Genomic DNA, 18,130 nt, shown 5'->3' with positions numbered 1-18,130 from the left:
GACAGTTATTCTATGCAAAGTGGGAAAATGTTCTGTGCTTTAGATCACGCAAAGTAATGCAATTAAATTTCACGTTACATAATTAGAGTGAAGTCACACATGTATTCGATTGCACAGGCGCTGAATGTTAGGTCGATCTCTTAACTATATTAACTCATACACATATCGCCAAGTAATGAGGCTTTGATCGTCGCTCTATTACATGTCCAAGAGGTAAGGTTGCAAACGGATTTAAATCTTTAGAGGGAGACTTGGAGAGAATTGGGGGAAGACCTGCCCGGATGATAGGCAGGCCGAAAACTTGATTCTTATTGATATAACCAGACAGCCAGAGCGAAAAAGCTCGGAGCCAGAACCGACGTAATAATGCCGCAAAGCACTAACGCCAATGACGAGAACGCCGCGTCTGCTGGTTGTTTCTCAACACACGTCGCGGTACCCAGTGCGTGGGACACCGTACCCATGGTTAAACCTCGGGCAATAGGATGCTTGATCCCAATCAGGTTGTAGATAGGGTAAGCCACAATCGCACCCAACAAGCCAACTAGAAGAACTAAAATCGCCGCAACTGCCGCTTCACCACCAAGGTGGCTGGAGATTTCCATCGCAATAGGGGTGGTCACTGATTTACCAACCAAGCTCGCGATCAAACTTAACTCGGTGTGAAACGCAACGGCGATGAGAGTTGCCGTCATCATCGACATCACACTACCCAAAACACAAGCGAAGGTAATGATGCGCCAGTTTGCTCTGATCTGAGGAAGCTGCTCATATAACGGGTAAGCTAGCGCCACAACGGCTGGTTGTAGCAGGAAACTAAACACTTCGTTGTCGGCGTAGTAAGTGTCAAACGGCACGTTCAAGTAGGTCAACAACGGAATAATGACCGCAATACAAATAAGCAGTGGGTTAACAATTGGGTGGTTCGCTTTAATCGCAATCTGACGTGCAACAAGGAAAACAACAATAGTGAGTAAAATCCACATATTAGTGTTTCTCCTTTAGCAAATAATCCAGCAGCCATGCGAGACTCACCAGCACAATCAAGGTGCCGCCGACCGCACTTGCAAGAATGGGTAGTGCGTTGGCGAAAAGCATGTCGAAGTGATCCATCAGGCCAACACTAACCGGAACGAACAATAAGATCATGTAGCGAATAAACAGAGTTGCGCCAGTTTTCACCCACTCAACTTTGACAAGTCCGGTTGCCATAGAAAGGAACAACAGGATCATGCCGATAACACTGCCTGGGACGGAAGTGTCAGTAAATCTTTGAATAGTAACTCCGATCCCAAGTGCTCCCATGATGAGAAAGAGGGAAACGAGCAATTGGGTCAGTTGTAATAATCGATCTTTTATCATTTGGGCAGCATATAAAAACAACAAGTGCACCTGACGGTGCCCTTGATTAAGTAAGAAATTAAGAGGCTAGGCTCTCTACGTAACGATAAACGGATTTTAATAGTGCTATTTTCTTTTCGTCACTTTCATGTTCGTGAACTAAGTTTTCTAAATTCAGCATATACTCTTCGATTTGGCTTTCAAACACTTCACGGCAGTGCTGTGCCCAACGTCTTTGTTCCTGTTCGTCTAGCGTGCCAGGGAAGTTTCGAGCACGGTAACGGAACAACAGTGGTTTAATGCGCTTGTCATCGAACTCAATATCCAGAGCGGCCAGATTATTCGGGTCGGTCTCGCGAATAATATCCATCGCTGCGCGATCCGCCGGAGAGAAAAAGCCATCGTACAGTTGAGTATCCACATCATCACTTTTTTCAAATGTGCGCTCAACAGAAAACAGGCTGATCAGCTTTTCTCGAATCTCTGGGTGCTGACGCAACAGAGCCAGATTGTTCAAGCATTGTTGACGATCAATGCCGATAGACTCCGCGTTTTCAGCCGTCAGTGTTTTCGCTGGTGCCAGAATAGGGCACTTATTCAAGTGAACAAGTTTAACTGGCACAGGCAGTAACTCACCGAGATCTTCTCGCTTGGTGTACAACCTTTCGTGCAGCTCTTCCGCAGACAGTTCTAAGATTGGTTGCGGATCTTTGGCTAAATCAATGGTGATAACCGCGTTGTTGTTCGTCGGATGCCATGCAACAGGCACAATCCAGCTTGTGTACTGACACTCGCGTCCTAACATGCCAGAAACGTGCATTAGAGGCGTCATATTAACGATATCAACCAATTCATTCAGCTTACGCTTTTGACGCATGGAGAAGAAGTAATCGAACAACTTAGGCTGAGCGGCTTTAACTTTCTTCGCCATCTCGATCGTTGCGATAACGTCAGCCATGGCATCGTGTGCATTGCTGTGTTCAATACCGTTGGCAACAGACAAATGTTCAAGTTTGAAGCTAGGAAAGCCTTCTTCATTTTCTGGCCATTCAACGCCTTCTGGTCGAAGGGCATGACAAGCGCGCAGCACATCAAGTAAATCCCAGCGCGAATTGCCGTTCTGCCAACTCCACGCATACGGGTCAATAAAGTTGCGGTAACAGGTGTAACGCGTCACTTCATCATCAAAACGAATACTGTTGTAACCCAAGCTGGTGGTATTGGGTTTGGATAACTCAGCATGAATTTTAGCAATGAACTCAGGCTCAGGCAGACCTTCCTGCACCGCCTTTTGTGGGGTTATCCCAGTAATTAAAGCAGCTTCAGGAGAAGGAAGGTAATCAGCAGGTGGCTGGCAATACATAACTAAAGGCTCGCCGATGATATTGAAATTTTCATCTGTGCGAACACCAGCGAATTGACTCGGACGATCTTTTGCAGGGTTTGTTCCCCAAGTTTCGTAGTCAAAGAAGAAAAAAGTGGGCTGATTATCTTGGTGCATTCTGCTTACCGTTTACGGAACCGATAAGAGTATTAGACCATTCAATGCCTTAACTCGCAACGAAAGATGCAAGGTAAAGTTGTGAATATGAAAAAGCCGATAAGTGTCCATCGGCTTGATTTTTCCGCAACTATTGTGAGCCCAATTTGAAAGGTTACGCGATAACTTAATCTTACCTCAGTGGCGAGCCCACGACTTCCGCCGCAGTATTTCTACCACCTGTTCAGAACTCGGCAACATGCCGCACGTGACCGAAAAAATGCTCGGGCATGAGCAGGTCGGCGTAATGGCGATATACAACAAGCATGATTGGCTATCAGATCAAAAAGAAGCATACGAAAAGTTTGCAGAAGCGTTGTTTACGCAAGTGCAAAAAGGGTTGGAAAATAAAAAAGTAGCTGTGAGTTAGTATGCTTATTGCTGATCAATTAGTCTCATAGATCACTAACTCGCTGATTAGCTTTTGAACACGTCAATGAAAAGCGGCATGATGATGGAAGAAAAAGACGGCTCTGAGCCGCTTAATATGCGTTAGGGCTTTAGAGGTACGGTTTTGGAACTAATAAATGCAATCTTCAGTTTTATATTAGATGCAGGCTCAACAATAGCGATAGCGTTGATATCTTCTGCTTTTTCGGTTTGGCTTGCTTTGAGTCGCTATAAGTCTGAAAAATGGTGGGATAAAAAGCTATCTTGTTATTCGGAAATCGCTGATTCTTTGAGTCAAGTAGTTATTTACGCAGATATGGTTATGGATGTTGAGTTGGATAATGTGGAGCATGCAGAGGACTTGTATACGGCTCAAAAAGTAAAGTTCAATGAAGCTCTCATAAAGTTACAAATGCATTCACATATGGGGGCATTATTCCTTGACCAAAAATCTCAACGAGTAATTGCTGTCTTTGAAGGGGCTATATTTCGCTTTAACACTAGCGGTGAAGACGCACAAAAGTTGAGTCAGTTAAGGGAAGTAGCGTACGAGTGCTTGGTGGAATTGTCCAGAAACGCGAAGAAAGCGCTTAAAGTAAAGCCCTGACAAACTATTCAAGAGGATAGAAAATGGTACTAGACGAAGAAAAAGAATATGTAATAACGATAAAAGAGTATTCAAGAAATGAAGCTGTAAATGCGTTTGAATTAGGGTATTTTCTATATTTTTTCCGTTCAGCATATGTCGCGTGCCTTGAATTAGCAGAAGATGAATCTTTTATTAATAAGTTCAGTTTTAGCTCAGTTATATATAATGATATCATCTGGGAAAATTTGGAAGCTAAGGATATTGAACTACCTTTACACCATAGAGTGATAGACTTATGGATGACTGATTTAGAACAAGAGTTTGATTTAGAATTTGTAAGTATATCAAAAAATAGCCCATTAAAGTTCGTAGCAAAATCAGCAGGCATTAGCTTAATAGCTTTAACACTTGCAGTTATACTGTCAGGAGGAAAAGCTAATATATATGAAGGTAGTTTTGAATTACCTCCTTTGGCTGTGGGCATTAGAGCCTTAAAAGATGCATTTCACCAACCTCAGACTAAATCCTTGCCATCTGAAATAAAAGAAAAAAACTAAAATAGTAACGACAGAAACTAGTTGTGAATATTAGGTCCTATAAGGAGCCGGAAATGGAAATAACAGGAGTTCCCAAATCATTTTGGCATGCATCAAGCTTTTGTATAGTAGCACTTACTATTAGCTTTATAGTGTTTTCTTTTAAGTCAGGTGAGTTAAACATTAAATTTAATCAATTGGAAATTAAAGCTACACAAACTTTAGCTCTTCAGCAGACTATAGAACGACAAAAGCAAAATTTGGATAGTCAAAGAAAGCTTATTGAAGAACGAAGTAAAATTCTTAGTGATGTTGAGGGGCAAATCTCGACAAAGATTAGTGAATTAAAAAAACTCGAAGAAGAGCTGACAAGCGTGAAGGACGATATAGATGCGGGTCGTCTGAAAGACTTCTACGATAATGTGTTAGGTGGGAGTATAACTTCAGATGCGTTGGTTGACAAAAAGCAGGAGTTGAAAGCTATACAAAGACAAGAATCACTTTATCTTGATTTATATAATCGAGACAATGAGCTTTATGAACGACAGAAAACACTCCGGGGTAATGAAACGGTAAAAGATTTATTGGATAATCCCGAAATTGATGGGCAGTGATTTATGGACTATTTAATAAAAAGGCCAAACTGTCGATTTGGCCTTATTAGATTTATTTAAAATGTATTAATAGCTTAAATCTTGATGATGTCTTAATATTTCAAACTCGGCTGATAAGCGAGCGTAATCCTCAGGTCTTAACAGCATAGGATCATCTAGCTTTATGACATGAGCTCCTTCAGCGAGGCTAGTTAACGCTGGGTGCTCCATAGCACAAATTATTACCTGAGTGTTTCTAGGTATATTATCTTGAAGTACATTAATAATGTTTGTGTAGTGGTGGTATGCTTGGTCTTGTTGGTTTGGTGTATCAATTACAAACGGGCTTAATTTGCAGCTTTGGACATGCGCTATCATTTTAACTATGGTCAGTTGATAAGCTAGCAAGCTGCGTGTAGCTTCCGCAGCACCGCCACCAATGATTTTTTTGTAGTCAGTTGGTCCTTTTACTCCATCAAGTTCTACTTTCTTCGCACCAAGAACTGTGCACTGCTCTTCAAGCGTACTAATGAAGAAATCATTTAAGGCATTAGTTTCTTCTTTAGATAGAAGTTTCCTTTGTTTTTTCTTTAGTTCACTTTTTCTTTCTTCAGCTTTTTTTGAAGTAAGTTGATGGGTATCTTTCTTTTTAACTACTTCACTCTCAACATTCTTTTGTGCGATTTGATTCAGCACATAAGAAAAATTTGATTCATGAGATTCACTACCAAGATATTTATTATTGATACGCGTAATTTCAGATTCAATAACATCAAGTATGGTTTCTACCTCTTCTAGCTCGACCTTTTTAGCGTTCAATGCATTTTCAAGCTCATGGATTTGATCCTGCATCGTAACTTTGTCTGCCAGAATTGAAGACCGACTAGCCAGTGAATTGTCGTGCATAGTGCCACACATAGGGCATTCCAGTTCATCATTAATGACTGACTCAACTGAGAAAGCATAGTCTTTGGATAGCTCAGATACAGATGCCTTTGCGACTTCGATTTCTTTCTCGACATCATAGATTTCGGCTAATAACGTAGCCTGATGTTCTAAAGCATCAGCTTGAGAACGAGTAAAAAATGTAAGTTCTTCCTCTATCTCTGACTGAATATCATTGAATTCTTGTACGCTAAGTGCCAGTTTAGGCGCATCTGATTCTGTAGATAGTGATACAGAATCTAGAACCTCAAGTGCAGAGTCGATCTTTTTTACTTCGTCTTCAGCTTCAGAAATAATCACTTTTTCACTGAACACTTCCTCTTCAATATCAAAATGCTCTGGAGTGTAATAGCCACAAAAGTATCTGATTAATGATCGCTTCCAGTTTGTATATTGCTTCAAATCGTCAAATGCTTCCCATGGCTCCGACCAACTTTTACGTTGATCTATATAAAATGGGAGAAAGAAGAATGCCGGAGGAGGGGTCTCAAGTTCCAAACCAGATCTGGCCGCTAAACGAAGCTTAAACCCCAACAGTTCTGCAATGTAACGAGAGTACTTACCCGTAATTTTTGTGAATTTATGTTGAACCCCTTTGTTGTCAGTTATTGTAATGGATTCGCCTACTCTCGTACTGATGTAGTCTTTTCCATCTATGCTGAAAAAAAGAGCAGCTTTTACATTTAGTTTCTTCCAAGGCTCATCGAAAAACGGAGTACAACCTAAAGCCCAAAAGATGTTCATAACAATAGACGATTTACCAATACTATTGTCGTTTCCGGTAATTAGATTCAATCTCTTCGGGAATGTGAACTGATTGGCCGACCTTGTCGAATCTGATACGAGTATTAGGCGATTGAATCTTAAGCCGTTCATCTTTTTGATTCCTCAAATTTCTAATTAGTAGTTTGTAGTTTTTAAGCATCGGATTCATCCAAAAATGCATATAGTGATTGAATAATGACCTCATCATCACCGAGTGGCACCAACGACGGAACAGCTTGCTTTACTCTAGAGAAAAGAGTTTCGAAGTATAGTTTGTCATCATCAGGGTCGTCTAAGTCGTCGATGATTCTTTGTATCTTTTTCGTGATGTTAATGTCGCGTGCAGAGTTCCCTCCCAGCCTCGACATACAACGCTTTCTGAAGCTAATTGTTATTTTTCTACGTCTTGGAGCACTAAACTGTAGCGGTTTTATGCAGTCGGCTAAGGCATCAATTTTTCGTTGAACTGATGGGTGTTCAATGTTTGAAGCAATTACAGAAGATACATCTTCAGAAGTAAGAGATTTATATTGCACTAAGTCTTCCCATTCTTTGTAGTCTGTAATCTTGGCTCCCTTTCTATGGAGGTCATCTATAATCGCTCGATAGATATCGAGCGCCCTGTGGGTAGCTCCTGGCATCGTAGTTTCTATTAGCTCTGCAAACTCACCAATGACGTATTTTTGTTGGTTTTCTTCCTTAAGAGTTGGAATTATGAATTTTAGGTTTTCGGGAATGGAATCACTGCCAAGCTCTTCTTTCAAGCTTTGTTTCAAATGTTCAACACAGTCATTTGACAAGTCACCCTTTGAAATGACATTTAAGTTCATTTTTTCCTTATCTAATCCAAGGTTAAAACCTGATGCTACAACCAATCCTATCTCGTTGATTCTTTTTTCATAAGCTGAGTAAGTCGTTGATTCAAGCAACTTACCAAGGATAGAACTTTTCAATTTGCCCGAGTTGCCTTTAGCCCGCTTTGTCAGTGATTTGGTCGTCACCTTGTTAGTTGAATACGCCTTAACCTGATAGAAGTCGTATTGAGAATGTTCACCATCAAGTGAATCACTGATGACCACATCCTCATGAAACTCAACTAGCAGCGCATACTCTTGTTTCTTAGCATGTTTTTCTATGATTTTGCAAAGTGCCCAGTGGTATTGGTATTCATACTTTGAAAAAGTAGAGCCACCTGAAGTTTCACGTTGGGGTTCATAAAGAACGTTTTTGCTCATTGAATAGACAACCATTTGTATTTGTTTACAAATGATACTATCACTGAACTTTTTTATTCGCATGTGCCTAATAGCAAATCGTTTGCTTATGTCACAAGTTGTCTAGAATTAGTTCTGTTTAAAACCTCCTTCATGCTCAACCCATTCCATCACCGCTGCTCGTATCCAACGCAGCGGTGATTTGCTAATTTGCTCTGGGAAGTTGGGTTCTTGGTTTATGCAATTTTGCTAATATGCCTATTATTGCTAAAAAATTAGTTCCATAGATCACTAACTCACTGATTTTACTTTGAAGCTCGTAATGAAAGGCGGCATGATAATTAACAAAGGATGGCTAGGAGCCGCCTTATAAGCGTTAGGCAAAAGGAACAAAAATGAGCATCAAGCAATCAGTTTTAGTGCTACTTATAGGAACAACGTTAGTCGGTTGCAATAATAGTGATAAAGAAGAACCCTCAAATGAGAGTGGTGCCGAGCCAATCAAGGTAAAGATAACATTTGAGGAGTTTCAGGCTCAGGTCCTATCTACTATCCCCGATACAGGGTTGTACGTAGATTGTGGTGTTTCTCAAATAGATCAAGATGTAGACGAAGTTCAAAAGTGTATAGAATCATCGTTTTATGATGCTAAACCGTTTTATGGTTTTGACAAATTTGTGGGTGTTGACACTTTGCTGGGAGCAGCTTCAATCTTGAACGAGAATGGTACAGTTACAAATTGGTATTACGATAAAAACTGTTTAATCGGCGCAGCAGAATGCAATAGCTTTGTTGAGTCAGTTACTTGTGAAAATCCAGCACTGCGATCAATAGATGAAATTCAAGAGAAAGAACTTATGATGCAGTTCAGAGATAGGTTTTTTGAATGTAGTAATAGTAGTCAGTAATTTGCCCAACAAAGAGTTAAATGGGACTTGGCTCGCGCAGCATTAGTCCTTTTACATAGATATATTTGCTAAACATCCAGCCAGTTTAGTAATGGAGAATTGAGTGTGAAACAAAATAAATACGACGATCCGGCTTTTTTCGAAGCTTACGCCAAGATGCCGCGTTCAACTGATGGCCTAAAGTCCGCTGGTGAGTGGAAAGTATTTCGTTCCAACTTGCCTGAATTGTCGGGGAAGAAAGTACTGGATTTAGGTTGTGGTTACGGATGGCACTGCCAGTATGCCGTTGACCAAGGCGCTGAAGCCGTAGTAGGTATAGACTTATCAGAAAAGATGCTAGAGAAAGCTCGTGAGTTAACAGACAAAGGCAATGTTACTTTTGAGCGATGTGCGATAGAAGATTTTGATGCAGAAGACGGATCCTTTGACGTCATATTTAGCTCCCTTGCTTTACATTATGTTGAAGATCTTCGCTCGGTTTTTCAAAAAGCATTCAAGTTATTAAAGTCCAAAGGTGTTATCTGTTATTCCGTTGAACATCCAATTTTCACTTCAAATAGTTCTCAAGATTGGTATTACGAAAAAAGCAAAATTCAACACTGGCCTTTGGATAATTACTTTCATGAAGGGGAAAGAAAAACAGAGTTTTTAGGCAGTGAAGTCATTAAATATCATCGCACAATAGAAACTCATATATCTACTCTGCTGTCCGAAGGATTTGAAATACGATCGGTATTGGAGCCTAAACCATCGGAAGAAATGGTGGAAAAAATGGGGTGGCATGATGAACTGAGAAGGCCAATGATGTTAATAATAACAGCCGTTAAAAAATAGCCACCTAACAAGTGATTTACTTGCTCTTCTTTAAGAGGTTTTACCCATCTAATTTGTATTATGGATCGCTAACTCACTGATTATCATTTCAATATTCGAATGAAAATCGGCATGATAGCGGAAGGAAAGGACTCTCAGCCAATTTACAACCGGTCTGTGCTGGAACATAAAAACAGGGAAGGTTGATGAAGAGAATAAACGTCGTTGGGACGAGTGGGAGTGGTAAGAGTACATTCGGTCGAAGGCTTGCGCAAAAGTTGAATTATCCGTATCTGGAAATGGACGCGATGTTCTGGAAACCGAACTGGCAAGAGTCACCTGATGACGAGTTTTTTGCCACACTTGAAGTGCAGTTAAGGGAAGAGCATTGGGTGCTTGATGGCAACTATAATCGTACTGCGCCAATAAAATGGGCAACGGTTGATACTGTTATATGGATTGATTATTCGTTTCCCAGAACGATTTATCAGGCGGTAAAAAGGGCGGTCACCCGTTCTTTAACCAAGCAAGAACTCTGGCACGAAACCGGGAATGTTGAATCATTCAAAAAGTCGTTTTTCAGCCGAGACTCCATCATTCTTTGGACATTGAAAACGTATAAAAGCAATCGGCTGCGTTATCAGGAAATGTTCTCAAACCCGCAATACAGTCACATTAAATTCGTGCGTATCTCATGCCCTAGAGAAGCGCAGGCGTATATCAATGGCTTTCACACCTAACTAGTGGGATTCGAAATCAATCAACTGCTCAGTTTGTAATTAATAATGGAGTAACTGTGTTTCACGTCATCTACCGTTTAGTCGCAAGTCGCGACTCGTTTCTGACTATCTTGCTGCCTTCAATTTTGTATTTTTTGGCTTATCAGTACGTTGGTTTAATGTCGGCAGTGGTAGTCACTTCACTATATGGTCTGCTAACCCTCTTGTTTCGCAAAGAGTTAGGCATGATTTCGTTAGCCTTTGCCTTGTCTGGCTTTGTTGAGTTAACCATCGCAGCTTTCGTTCCTAGGGAGATTCTGGTTGAAGCTGTTGTGCTTAAGCTCGCCATGGGGTCGCTCAGCACTGCCAGTGTGTTTCTAGTCTTTTCGTGGTTTAAAAAGCCTATTCCTATGTTGGTTGCTGAAATAACCACGCCAGCCTTAAAGGGAAGTCGGGAATCAACGGGCATTCCAAGCTTGATGACGTGGCAGAGGGTCAACGGGATTTGGGTATTTAGCTATCTGTGTAAGAGCGTTTTTCTGCTAAGTGTTGACTCGGTTTCTGAATCCGAATTGGTGGGCTACACACTGGCGCTGGGTTGGCCCTTACATGTAGGTTTAATCGTGGTGTCAGTATGGGTTGTCAACAACAGCTATAAACAAGCATGCCACAAACGGGCTGCTAATAAATCGTGATGAGGGATTCCCTACACTTGGCAAGTTTGCTCTAATTGAGTTTGAAATTTGACTGCATAACAGGTTAGGCGAGTGGTTTATATTACGCCCTATATCCGCGGTGTTCCGAGTCATGGATCGACGGCAATTTTGGGTGTGAACTCTATTTCTCTGGTCTGAAATGAAGGGTATATAAGCATCGAGGGGAAAGATGATTTCAATTGAAAAATATAGTGATAAATGGAAATCACAAATAGGGTTTCTGAGTGTAAAGCAGGAACAGGCACAGTTTACGGTGAGCAATGTTGGCGACGTTATTCCCACTTTGCAGCAACACGAACATCCTTTTTTAGTCATTGAAAATGATAAAGTGGTTGGCTTCTTTCTTCTGGATTTATCGTATTCAGAAACGTATAACTTCGGCAATAGGAAAGCGCTGGGGATACGCTCTCTTTTAATTGACCAGCGATCTCAAGGAAAGGGTATTGCAACTCAAGCAATCAAGTTATTGCCGGATTACGTTCGCTCAAATTATCCTGATTTTCAGGTTCTCCAACTAACGGTGAATTGTCGTAATAAAGCCGCTTATCAGTGTTATTCCAAATGTGGCTTTGAAGATACCGGAAAATTGTATTTGGGCGGCCCAGCTGGCCCGCAACATATAATGCAGAGAGAGATTGTCTAGCAATGGATTCAACAAGGGCTATTAACGCTGATGGATTGTAGTCGTTGAGATCGTTTGTTTAGGTTTGGTGCTATTGCCCGCTTTGTAACTGAATAACTTATGGGTGCATTACACAGTTAGAAAATATGCAAAAGCCGATGGCGAACCATCGGCTTGAGTTTTGCGCTGAACTGTTTTCATTGCAGTTAGCGGATTACGCTTTTGCCTCTTCTGGCTTTGCGTCCGCTTCAGTATGAGTTGATTTCAACAAGCGGCTTGTGATGGTACCTGCCGTCATAGAACCTGAAACGTTAAGTGCAGTACGCGCCATATCGATGAGTGGTTCGATAGAGATAAGCAGTGCAGCGATAGTCACTGGCAAGCCCATAGCAGGAAGCACGATTAGCGCAGCAAAGGTTGCGCCGCCGCCAACGCCCGCGATACCGAACGAACTGATGGTGATAATCGCAATCAGTGACAGGATAAAGTTGAACTCTAGTGGGTTAATACCCATTGTTGGCGCAACCATTACCGCAAGCATCGCTGGGTAAATACCTGCACAACCATTTTGACCAATCGTTGCACCGAATGATGCTGAAAGGTTAGCAATCGCTGGTGGCACGTTTAACTTAGTGATTTGCGCTTCTACGTTCAGAGGAATCGTTGCCGCTGAGCTACGTGAAGTGAAGGCAAACGTCAGTACCGGCCAAATTTTCTTGAAGTATTCTGCTGGGCTAACGCCAACAAAAGAAACAAGGATACCGTGTACAACAAACATCAATGCAATCGCAACGTATGACGCAACGATAAAGCCAAGCAGATTCAGAATGTCCGCTGCACTTGATGTCGCAACCACTTTGGTCATCAATGCTGCGATGCCGTATGGGGTTAGCGCCATGATCATCTTAACTAAGCGCATTACGATAGACTGAGCCGCTTCAACGAATGTGCGAATTGGTGATTCCAATTCTGCTTTTTCGGCCATTACTTTACGTGCTGCAATACCCGTTAGAACACCGAAGATAACAACCGCGATAATAGACGTTGAACGTGCGCCTGTTAGGTCTGCAAATGGGTTAGTTGGAATAAAGCTAACCAGCATTTGTGGAATGGTTAGATCGCTTACCGAGCCAGCACGGCTTTCCAATACCGCAATGCGAGCCGTCTCGCGAGCACCTTCCGTCAGGCCTTCTGCCGACAGGCCAAACGCTGATGTGACGAAAATACCAATTAATGCCGAGATCGCTGTGGTGATAAGCAGGACTGAAATTGTCAGACCAGAAATCTTACCCAGTGAGCCGCCTTTTTCCAGCTTCACAACCGCTGAGATCATCGATACCAACACAAGTGGCATGATCACCATTTTCAGTAGGCCAACATAGCCACTACCAACGATAGCTACCCAAGAAAGGGTTTCAGAAATGACGCTGCTGCCTTCACCGTGGATCAGTTGAAGGGCAAGGCCAAAAAGGGAACCAGTGACAAGACCAATTAAAACGAGACGAGAAAGTGTGTTTTGTTTTTGTTGCTGGTTAAAAAGAAAGAATAATATGCCAACAAAGACTGCAAGTGAGGCAATTACTGCAAAATTCATACTCTTACCTTAGTACTCAGTCAATATGCTGAGGGTTGTATACGAGGTGATAAAGGGGGCAGTAAGATAGCTTTCAATATATAACTTTTAAAATGATTAACGGGTATTAGATATATCAAAATGGAATATGTTTTGACGTAAGTGACCCGTTAGACCGTCACTCAGTACTTATTGAGCGTAGTTGAGGCTACTCGTAGTGTCGCAATAAATCGAGCATTTCTCTGCGTTGCAGATAAATTATTGAGTCTTCTTGATAGCTGAAAATTTGATAAATCATAGCCTTGGCGACCAATTCCGCATCGATTGGAATAAAGTTAGAGAGTTTCCCCAACATGAACGGACGAATCACTCTAAAAATCCATTGAACGATTTTCTCGTCGTTTCTTGGATTTGTACGCTGGCCAACAAGCGGACCCGGACGAACGAAGACCACTTCTTCAAACCCCATTTCTTCAATGTTGGCTTCCATCTGACCTTTGCAAGCTAAGTAATGCGAAGGAGATTTACTGTTAGCACCAAGGCTAGAAACCACTGCGACTCGCTTCACGCCGATCATTTTCATTTGCCTGGCAACGTTTGTCACAAGGTCTACATCAACCTTGCGCAAGTTCTCTTTACTGCCAGCTTGCTTGAGCGTCGTTCCTAAACAGATAAAGCCGATTTCTGGCGTCAGGTGTTGCTCATCCCAATTTAGGATAGAAAGATCAGCGTCTATCATCGGAACGATTTTTTGCTCAGGGTCCGAGATATCGGTAAGAGGGCGTCTGGAAAGTGAATATAATGTGTGGATACCCGGTTGGGAAACCAATTGAGTAATCACTTTGCTGCCAACTAAGCCAGAGGCTCCAGCAATGATCACACAGGTATTATTACTCATGCCTCTTCTCCTCTATGGCAGCAGCGTGAGTTAATAGTAGCCGATTTCAATGACTTATACCCAGCTTTTACGTGGCTTGAGTGTAACAACACAAATCGTTTTTGAAATAAGTTGGTTGCTTGTAAACACGGCATCACGGCTTTACCGAGCGAATCGACATTATTTGGCGAAAAGTTTTCGTAATTAGGAGAAAGTAGGTGAATTACCTTTAGAGAAAGGTACACTGTTTCTCTTTATCGTTTGAATTTGCGATATTATTTCGGCACACGCGAATCAAGGAAGAAAAATGAATGTAGACGTCAGCACACTTGCTCCGACGCAGGTGTATCACCTAATGACTCAGACGGTCATTCCTCGCCCGATTGCTTGGGTGTTAACGGACTCTGGTGAAGAGAATTTCAACCTGGCTCCATTTTCATATTTCACCGCCGTTTCCAGCCGTCCTCCCTTGCTAATGCTATCTGTTGGTAAAAAGCCAACTGGCGAGGTTAAGGATACGACTCGCAATGTATTAGAGACAGGAAAGCTGGTCATTCACATCGCTTCGAGCGCACTGGCGCAAAAGGTTACGGATTCTTCTGCTGGTTTAGATCACGGACAGTCAGAATTAGCGCTGACAAATCTGGAAACGGTTGAATTCGGTGGCTTTGAACTTCCTAGATTAAAAGACGCACCGATTGCGTTCGGTTGTAAATTACATGAAGTCATTGAGATGGGTGAAACCCCTCAAAGCTTAATTTTTGCCGAAATAGAACACATTTATGTCGATGAGAAAGTGATAACTACTCAAGGCGACAGATTAAAAGTGGATGCTTTAGCCGTTGATCCTCTCTCTCGTTTAGGCGGAAGTGAATACGCCACTCTAGAGAAGACTTTCTCAATTGCTCGTCCCCAATAAATAAAAGGAACCAAACACATGGACCGCACTTTCGCCGCTGATATTCAAGCGCGTATTGATAACAAAACCAAACCAGTTGGATCGTTAGGGCTGCTTGAGAAAGTCGCCTTGGAACTGGCACTGATACAAAGCCAAGATCAAAGCGCAGCGGTAGAACAAATCACAATTCGTCAGCCAACCATGCTGGTATTCGCTGGTGACCATGGTGTAGCCGAAGAGGGCGTAAGCATTGCACCTAGCGCCGTCACACAGCAAATGGTCGCTAACTTTCTCGCTGGCGGCGCGGCAATCAACTGTTTTTGCGAGCTTAACCAAATTCAATTCAAAGTGATCGATTGTGGCATGTTGTCACCGATAGATACGCTGGTACCGGACTTTAAATCGCATCCGAACTTGATAGAGAAACGCTTGGGTAATGGCACTGCGAACTTTTCCAAACAAACCGCGATGTCTTTAGAACAAGTGGCGCTTGGTTTGGAATATGGCGCGAAGGTGGCAGAGCAAGCCATTTTGTCGGGTTCCAACCTGCTTATGTTCGGAGAGATGGGGATAGGCAACACAAGTTCTGCGTCGGCATTGTTAACCGCACTTAGCCCACTGGAAGTAGATCACTGTGTTGGATTGGGTACTGGCATCAATCAAGAGCAGTTAAACCGTAAGATTAGAGCCGTTGCCCACGGTGTGGCGCGTTGCCATGAACTCAGCACGAAAGAAGTGTTAGCCCAAGTGGGTGGCTTTGAAATTGTGCAAATGGTGGGGGCATTTTTAGAAGCAAAACGCCAGAAAACACCAGTATTGGTCGACGGCTTTATTGTTTCAGTTGCAGCATACATTGCCACGTTGCTTGACGAAGAGACACGCGATTTCATGTTGTTTGCTCATTGTTCTGAGGAAGCCGGGCATAAGTTTGTTCTGGAGTATTTGCAAGCAGAGCCTTTATTGGACCTTGGTTTGCGTTTAGGTGAAGGAACGGGTGCAGCGCTGGCTTTACCTTTAGTGAAAGCGGCAGCTCAGTTTTACAACAACATGGCGAGCTTTGAGAGCGCTGGAGTAACAGTTTAGTGTCAGAAGCACCTCATGAAGCAAAGACAGGTAATTGGCGTTATCAATGGGAGCTGTTCCTGTTAGCGGTGAGTTTCTTTAGCCGTTTACCTGTTCCTGAAAATTTGCCATACAGTGAAGCTCGCATGAACCAAGCCGGGCGCTACTTCGCGCTGGTTGGTGTTGTGTTGGGCCTACTGTGCGCTGCGACTTTTTGGCTGTTGAGTTTGGTTTTTCCTGCTTCCGTCTCGATCGTTTTAACCATGGTATTTAGTCTGCTGCTGACAGGGGCATTTCATGAAGATGGTTTAACCGACATGGCGGATGGTATCGGCGGTGGAATGACCGTCGAGCGACGACTGTCTATCATGAAAGACAGCCGTATTGGTACTTATGGCGCTGCAACTTTGGTTATGGCACTGCTGGCGAAGTTTGTCTTTTGGGGCGAGCTGGCTCAGGAGCCACAATTTTTGCTAATGATTGTAGTTGCATACACCGCCAGTCGTGCTTTGGCGGCTACGCTTATCTACGACATGCCGTATGTCAGTGACAGCGACACTTCCAAAAGCAAGCCCCTTGCCAACAAACAGTCGTCATTAGAAGTGGCGATCCTACTGTTCACCGGTGGCCTTGTTACTTTGTTTCTTGGCGTTACTCAGGCCGCCGTTATTGTGCTGGTCTTAGCGGTATTTCGCTATGGTTTTAAACGATGGCTGACCAAAAGAATTGGCGGATTTACCGGCGATTGCTTAGGGGCTGCGCAACAGTTATCTGAGTTGCTGGTTTATCTCACTCTCATTGCCTTTTATCACACATCATGAAACAACTAATATTAGGTGGAGCACGCTCCGGAAAATCCAAGTTAGCAGAACAAACCGCGAGACAAGCTGCTGACGCTCAACACGCTTGCTTGCATTACGTCGCGACGGCCTTGCCGTTTGATGATGAGATGCGTGATCGAATTCGTCACCATCAAAAGCAACGCGGAGAAGGGTGGCAGGAACACGAATGTCCGCTGCATCTTGCTGATTTGCTATTAAGCTTTAATCACGATGATGTCGTTTTGATTGATTGCCTGACACTGTGGCTGAACAACTGGATTTTCGAACTGGGCGACGAATGCTCAAATGAGAAGTTAGAAGCAGAAGTTCATAAACTGGTAGAAGCGGTGTCTCACTCACAAGCGACGTTGATCTTTGTCTCTAATGAAGTCGGGATGGGTATCGTTCCACTTGGCGCGATTAGCCGCTATTTCGTCGATAATGCCGGTCGAATGAACCAACAACTTGCGCAAGTGTGCCAGCGAGTTTCATTTGTTGCTGCTGGCTTACCACTCGTACTCAAAGCATAGGGCTCAATATCATGGAAACGCTTAATATCTATCTCATGCGTCACGGTAAAGTGGATGCCGCACCTGGGTTGCACGGTCAGTCGGATTTAAAGGTAAAAGAGTCCGAGCAGCAAGACATTGCTCAGGCTTGGAAAGAGCAGGGACGTGAAGTCAGCGGTATTATTACGTCTACACTTTCCCGTTGCAGCGACGTGGCAGAAATCATCGGCGAGCAGCAAATGCTTCCTGTGAGCGAAAATTCTGAACTAAGAGAAATGAATTTTGGCGATTTCGATGGTGTGCCGTTTGACATGCTGAACGACAATTGGAAAAAACTAGAGTCCTTCTGGCAATCTCCGTCACAACACACCTTACCCAATGCTGAGAGCCTTAACGCATTTTCACAGCGTGTAACTAGTGCCTGGTCTCAAATTATCAATAATATCAATGACAACCTGCTGATTGTCACGCATGGTGGCGTTATAAGAATGATTCTCGCTCATATATTAGACGTTGACTGGCGCAACCCGCGTTGGTATTCGACGTTAGCGATCAGCAATGCGTCAATCACACATATAACAATCACTATTGATGACCAAATCTACGCCTCCGTTCGTTCGATAGGTGTACCTTTGATTGAGCATAGATAGTAAAAGTCACGGAAGAGGCCAATTTTATTCCCTAAAACAATTCAAATAG

Annotated in this window: 21 protein-coding genes; 14 read left to right on the top strand and 7 right to left on the bottom strand. The window is 42.8% G+C overall.

Annotated features, from left to right (window positions below; genetic code table 11):
- Nucleotides 1–308 precede the first annotated feature (308 nt).
- From V1U08_RS08560 to sbcB, 3 genes are read right to left on the bottom strand one after another with little or no spacing between them, the layout of a single operon-like run.
- Nucleotides 309–986, bottom strand: a complete 678-nt coding sequence (locus tag V1U08_RS08560; RefSeq protein ID WP_014231625.1) for an LrgB family protein — start codon at nucleotides 984–986, stop codon at nucleotides 309–311.
- 1 nt (nucleotide 987) lies between these two features.
- A complete protein-coding gene (locus tag V1U08_RS08555; RefSeq protein WP_020333045.1) occupies nucleotides 988–1,362 on the bottom strand; it encodes a CidA/LrgA family protein in 375 nt (124 codons plus the stop codon).
- Between the two features lie 58 nt (nucleotides 1,363–1,420).
- Nucleotides 1,421–2,842, bottom strand: coding sequence for an exodeoxyribonuclease I (sbcB, locus tag V1U08_RS08550; RefSeq protein WP_330470409.1), 1,422 nt, complete (start codon nucleotides 2,840–2,842; stop codon nucleotides 1,421–1,423).
- Nucleotides 2,843–3,080: 238 nt separating this feature from the next.
- On the opposite strand from sbcB, the gene V1U08_RS08545 reads away from it, so the two are divergent.
- The 4 genes from V1U08_RS08545 to V1U08_RS08530 all read left to right on the top strand — a co-directional run bounded on the left by V1U08_RS08545 (nucleotide 3,081) and on the right by V1U08_RS08530 (nucleotide 5,010).
- Nucleotides 3,081–3,251, top strand: a complete 171-nt coding sequence (locus V1U08_RS08545) for a hypothetical protein (protein ID WP_330470408.1) — start codon at nucleotides 3,081–3,083, stop codon at nucleotides 3,249–3,251.
- A gap of 144 nt (nucleotides 3,252–3,395) precedes the next feature.
- On the top strand, nucleotides 3,396–3,878 hold the full coding sequence (locus V1U08_RS08540; protein ID WP_065302255.1) for a hypothetical protein: 483 nt from the start codon (nucleotides 3,396–3,398) through the stop codon (nucleotides 3,876–3,878).
- Nucleotides 3,879–3,901: 23 nt separating this feature from the next.
- Nucleotides 3,902–4,417 (top strand): hypothetical protein, encoded by a 516-nt coding sequence (locus V1U08_RS08535; RefSeq protein ID WP_330470407.1) that lies wholly within the window; start codon nucleotides 3,902–3,904, stop codon nucleotides 4,415–4,417.
- Between the two features lie 53 nt (nucleotides 4,418–4,470).
- Nucleotides 4,471–5,010: a hypothetical protein gene (locus V1U08_RS08530; protein ID WP_065302257.1), complete on the top strand. Its 540-nt coding sequence runs from the start codon at nucleotides 4,471–4,473 to the stop codon at nucleotides 5,008–5,010.
- A 66-nt stretch (nucleotides 5,011–5,076) separates the two neighbouring features.
- Here V1U08_RS08530 and V1U08_RS08525 read toward each other — a convergent pair whose 3' ends face one another.
- On the bottom strand, nucleotides 5,077–6,810 hold the full coding sequence (locus V1U08_RS08525; protein ID WP_330470406.1) for a hypothetical protein: 1,734 nt from the start codon (nucleotides 6,808–6,810) through the stop codon (nucleotides 5,077–5,079).
- Between the two features lie 41 nt (nucleotides 6,811–6,851).
- On the bottom strand, nucleotides 6,852–7,934 hold the full coding sequence (locus V1U08_RS08520) for a DUF4297 domain-containing protein (protein WP_065303078.1): 1,083 nt from the start codon (nucleotides 7,932–7,934) through the stop codon (nucleotides 6,852–6,854).
- Nucleotides 7,935–8,308: 374 nt separating this feature from the next.
- Here V1U08_RS08520 and V1U08_RS08515 point away from each other — a divergent pair, with 374 nt between their 5' ends.
- The 5 genes from V1U08_RS08515 (at nucleotide 8,309) to V1U08_RS08495 (ending at nucleotide 11,712) form a co-directional block, all read left to right on the top strand.
- Complete coding sequence (locus V1U08_RS08515) at nucleotides 8,309–8,821, top strand: hypothetical protein (RefSeq protein WP_330470405.1); 513 nt, start codon at nucleotides 8,309–8,311, stop codon at nucleotides 8,819–8,821.
- 105 nt (nucleotides 8,822–8,926) lie between these two features.
- Complete coding sequence (locus V1U08_RS08510; RefSeq protein WP_330470404.1) at nucleotides 8,927–9,655, top strand: class I SAM-dependent methyltransferase; 729 nt, start codon at nucleotides 8,927–8,929, stop codon at nucleotides 9,653–9,655.
- 185 nt (nucleotides 9,656–9,840) lie between these two features.
- Complete coding sequence (locus V1U08_RS08505) at nucleotides 9,841–10,374, top strand: shikimate kinase (protein WP_065299563.1); 534 nt, start codon at nucleotides 9,841–9,843, stop codon at nucleotides 10,372–10,374.
- Between the two features lie 56 nt (nucleotides 10,375–10,430).
- On the top strand, nucleotides 10,431–11,048 hold the full coding sequence (locus V1U08_RS08500; RefSeq protein WP_065302261.1) for a hypothetical protein: 618 nt from the start codon (nucleotides 10,431–10,433) through the stop codon (nucleotides 11,046–11,048).
- A gap of 190 nt (nucleotides 11,049–11,238) precedes the next feature.
- A complete protein-coding gene (locus V1U08_RS08495; protein WP_330470403.1) occupies nucleotides 11,239–11,712 on the top strand; it encodes a GNAT family N-acetyltransferase in 474 nt (157 codons plus the stop codon).
- Between the two features lie 193 nt (nucleotides 11,713–11,905).
- On the opposite strand, the gene V1U08_RS08490 is transcribed toward V1U08_RS08495, so the two are convergent.
- Both V1U08_RS08490 and V1U08_RS08485 read right to left on the bottom strand, forming a co-directional pair.
- A complete protein-coding gene (locus V1U08_RS08490) occupies nucleotides 11,906–13,285 on the bottom strand; it encodes an L-cystine transporter (RefSeq protein ID WP_118118297.1) in 1,380 nt (459 codons plus the stop codon).
- Nucleotides 13,286–13,472: 187 nt separating this feature from the next.
- Nucleotides 13,473–14,162: an NAD(P)H-binding protein gene (locus tag V1U08_RS08485; protein ID WP_330470402.1), complete on the bottom strand. Its 690-nt coding sequence runs from the start codon at nucleotides 14,160–14,162 to the stop codon at nucleotides 13,473–13,475.
- Between the two features lie 286 nt (nucleotides 14,163–14,448).
- Between V1U08_RS08485 and V1U08_RS08480 the strand changes: the two genes are divergently transcribed.
- Genes V1U08_RS08480 through cobC form a run of 5 tightly spaced genes read left to right on the top strand, consistent with a single transcriptional unit; the run spans nucleotide 14,449 to nucleotide 18,081 of the window.
- A complete protein-coding gene (locus V1U08_RS08480) occupies nucleotides 14,449–15,060 on the top strand; it encodes a flavin reductase family protein (RefSeq protein WP_014231639.1) in 612 nt (203 codons plus the stop codon).
- A gap of 18 nt (nucleotides 15,061–15,078) precedes the next feature.
- Nucleotides 15,079–16,122, top strand: a complete 1,044-nt coding sequence (cobT, locus tag V1U08_RS08475; protein WP_020333105.1) for a nicotinate-nucleotide--dimethylbenzimidazole phosphoribosyltransferase — start codon at nucleotides 15,079–15,081, stop codon at nucleotides 16,120–16,122.
- Nucleotides 16,122–16,922: an adenosylcobinamide-GDP ribazoletransferase gene (locus tag V1U08_RS08470; protein WP_330470401.1), complete on the top strand. Its 801-nt coding sequence runs from the start codon at nucleotides 16,122–16,124 to the stop codon at nucleotides 16,920–16,922. The genes cobT and V1U08_RS08470 overlap by 1 nt, the downstream gene beginning before the upstream one ends.
- Nucleotides 16,919–17,452 carry a bifunctional adenosylcobinamide kinase/adenosylcobinamide-phosphate guanylyltransferase gene (gene cobU / locus V1U08_RS08465; RefSeq protein ID WP_239947773.1) on the top strand — a complete coding sequence of 178 codons (534 nt, stop codon included), beginning with the start codon at nucleotides 16,919–16,921 and terminating at the stop codon, nucleotides 17,450–17,452. Before V1U08_RS08470 ends, cobU begins: the two co-directional genes overlap by 4 nt.
- A gap of 11 nt (nucleotides 17,453–17,463) precedes the next feature.
- Nucleotides 17,464–18,081: an alpha-ribazole phosphatase gene (gene cobC / locus V1U08_RS08460; protein ID WP_065296730.1), complete on the top strand. Its 618-nt coding sequence runs from the start codon at nucleotides 17,464–17,466 to the stop codon at nucleotides 18,079–18,081.
- Nucleotides 18,082–18,130 lie beyond the last annotated feature (49 nt).

This window comes from Vibrio sp. YYF0003 (genome assembly GCF_036350715.1).
Classification (GTDB): Bacteria; Pseudomonadota; Gammaproteobacteria; order Enterobacterales; family Vibrionaceae; genus Vibrio; species Vibrio natriegens.
This window is presented reverse-complemented; position numbering and strand designations above follow the sequence as displayed.

Bases quoted from the DNA above. Each gene is read 5' to 3' on its own strand.
- V1U08_RS08560 (WP_014231625.1), bottom strand. From the start codon at position 986: ATGTGGATTTTACTCACTATTGTTGTTTTCCTTGTTGCACGTCAGATT.
- V1U08_RS08555 (WP_020333045.1), bottom strand. From the start codon at position 1,362: ATGATAAAAGATCGATTATTACAACTGACCCAATTGCTCGTTTCCCTC.
- sbcB (WP_330470409.1), bottom strand. From the start codon at position 2,842: ATGCACCAAGATAATCAGCCCACTTTTTTCTTCTTTGACTACGAAACT.
- V1U08_RS08545 (WP_330470408.1), top strand. From the start codon at position 3,081: ATGCCGCACGTGACCGAAAAAATGCTCGGGCATGAGCAGGTCGGCGTA.
- V1U08_RS08535 (WP_330470407.1), top strand. From the start codon at position 3,902: ATGGTACTAGACGAAGAAAAAGAATATGTAATAACGATAAAAGAGTAT.
- V1U08_RS08530 (WP_065302257.1), top strand. From the start codon at position 4,471: ATGGAAATAACAGGAGTTCCCAAATCATTTTGGCATGCATCAAGCTTT.
- V1U08_RS08525 (WP_330470406.1), bottom strand. From the start codon at position 6,810: ATGAACGGCTTAAGATTCAATCGCCTAATACTCGTATCAGATTCGACA.
- V1U08_RS08520 (WP_065303078.1), bottom strand. From the start codon at position 7,934: ATGAGCAAAAACGTTCTTTATGAACCCCAACGTGAAACTTCAGGTGGC.
- V1U08_RS08515 (WP_330470405.1), top strand. From the start codon at position 8,309: ATGAGCATCAAGCAATCAGTTTTAGTGCTACTTATAGGAACAACGTTA.
- V1U08_RS08505 (WP_065299563.1), top strand. From the start codon at position 9,841: ATGAAGAGAATAAACGTCGTTGGGACGAGTGGGAGTGGTAAGAGTACA.
- V1U08_RS08495 (WP_330470403.1), top strand. From the start codon at position 11,239: ATGATTTCAATTGAAAAATATAGTGATAAATGGAAATCACAAATAGGG.
- V1U08_RS08490 (WP_118118297.1), bottom strand. From the start codon at position 13,285: ATGAATTTTGCAGTAATTGCCTCACTTGCAGTCTTTGTTGGCATATTA.
- V1U08_RS08485 (WP_330470402.1), bottom strand. From the start codon at position 14,162: ATGAGTAATAATACCTGTGTGATCATTGCTGGAGCCTCTGGCTTAGTT.
- V1U08_RS08480 (WP_014231639.1), top strand. From the start codon at position 14,449: ATGAATGTAGACGTCAGCACACTTGCTCCGACGCAGGTGTATCACCTA.
- cobT (WP_020333105.1), top strand. From the start codon at position 15,079: ATGGACCGCACTTTCGCCGCTGATATTCAAGCGCGTATTGATAACAAA.
- cobU (WP_239947773.1), top strand. From the start codon at position 16,919: ATGAAACAACTAATATTAGGTGGAGCACGCTCCGGAAAATCCAAGTTA.
- cobC (WP_065296730.1), top strand. From the start codon at position 17,464: ATGGAAACGCTTAATATCTATCTCATGCGTCACGGTAAAGTGGATGCC.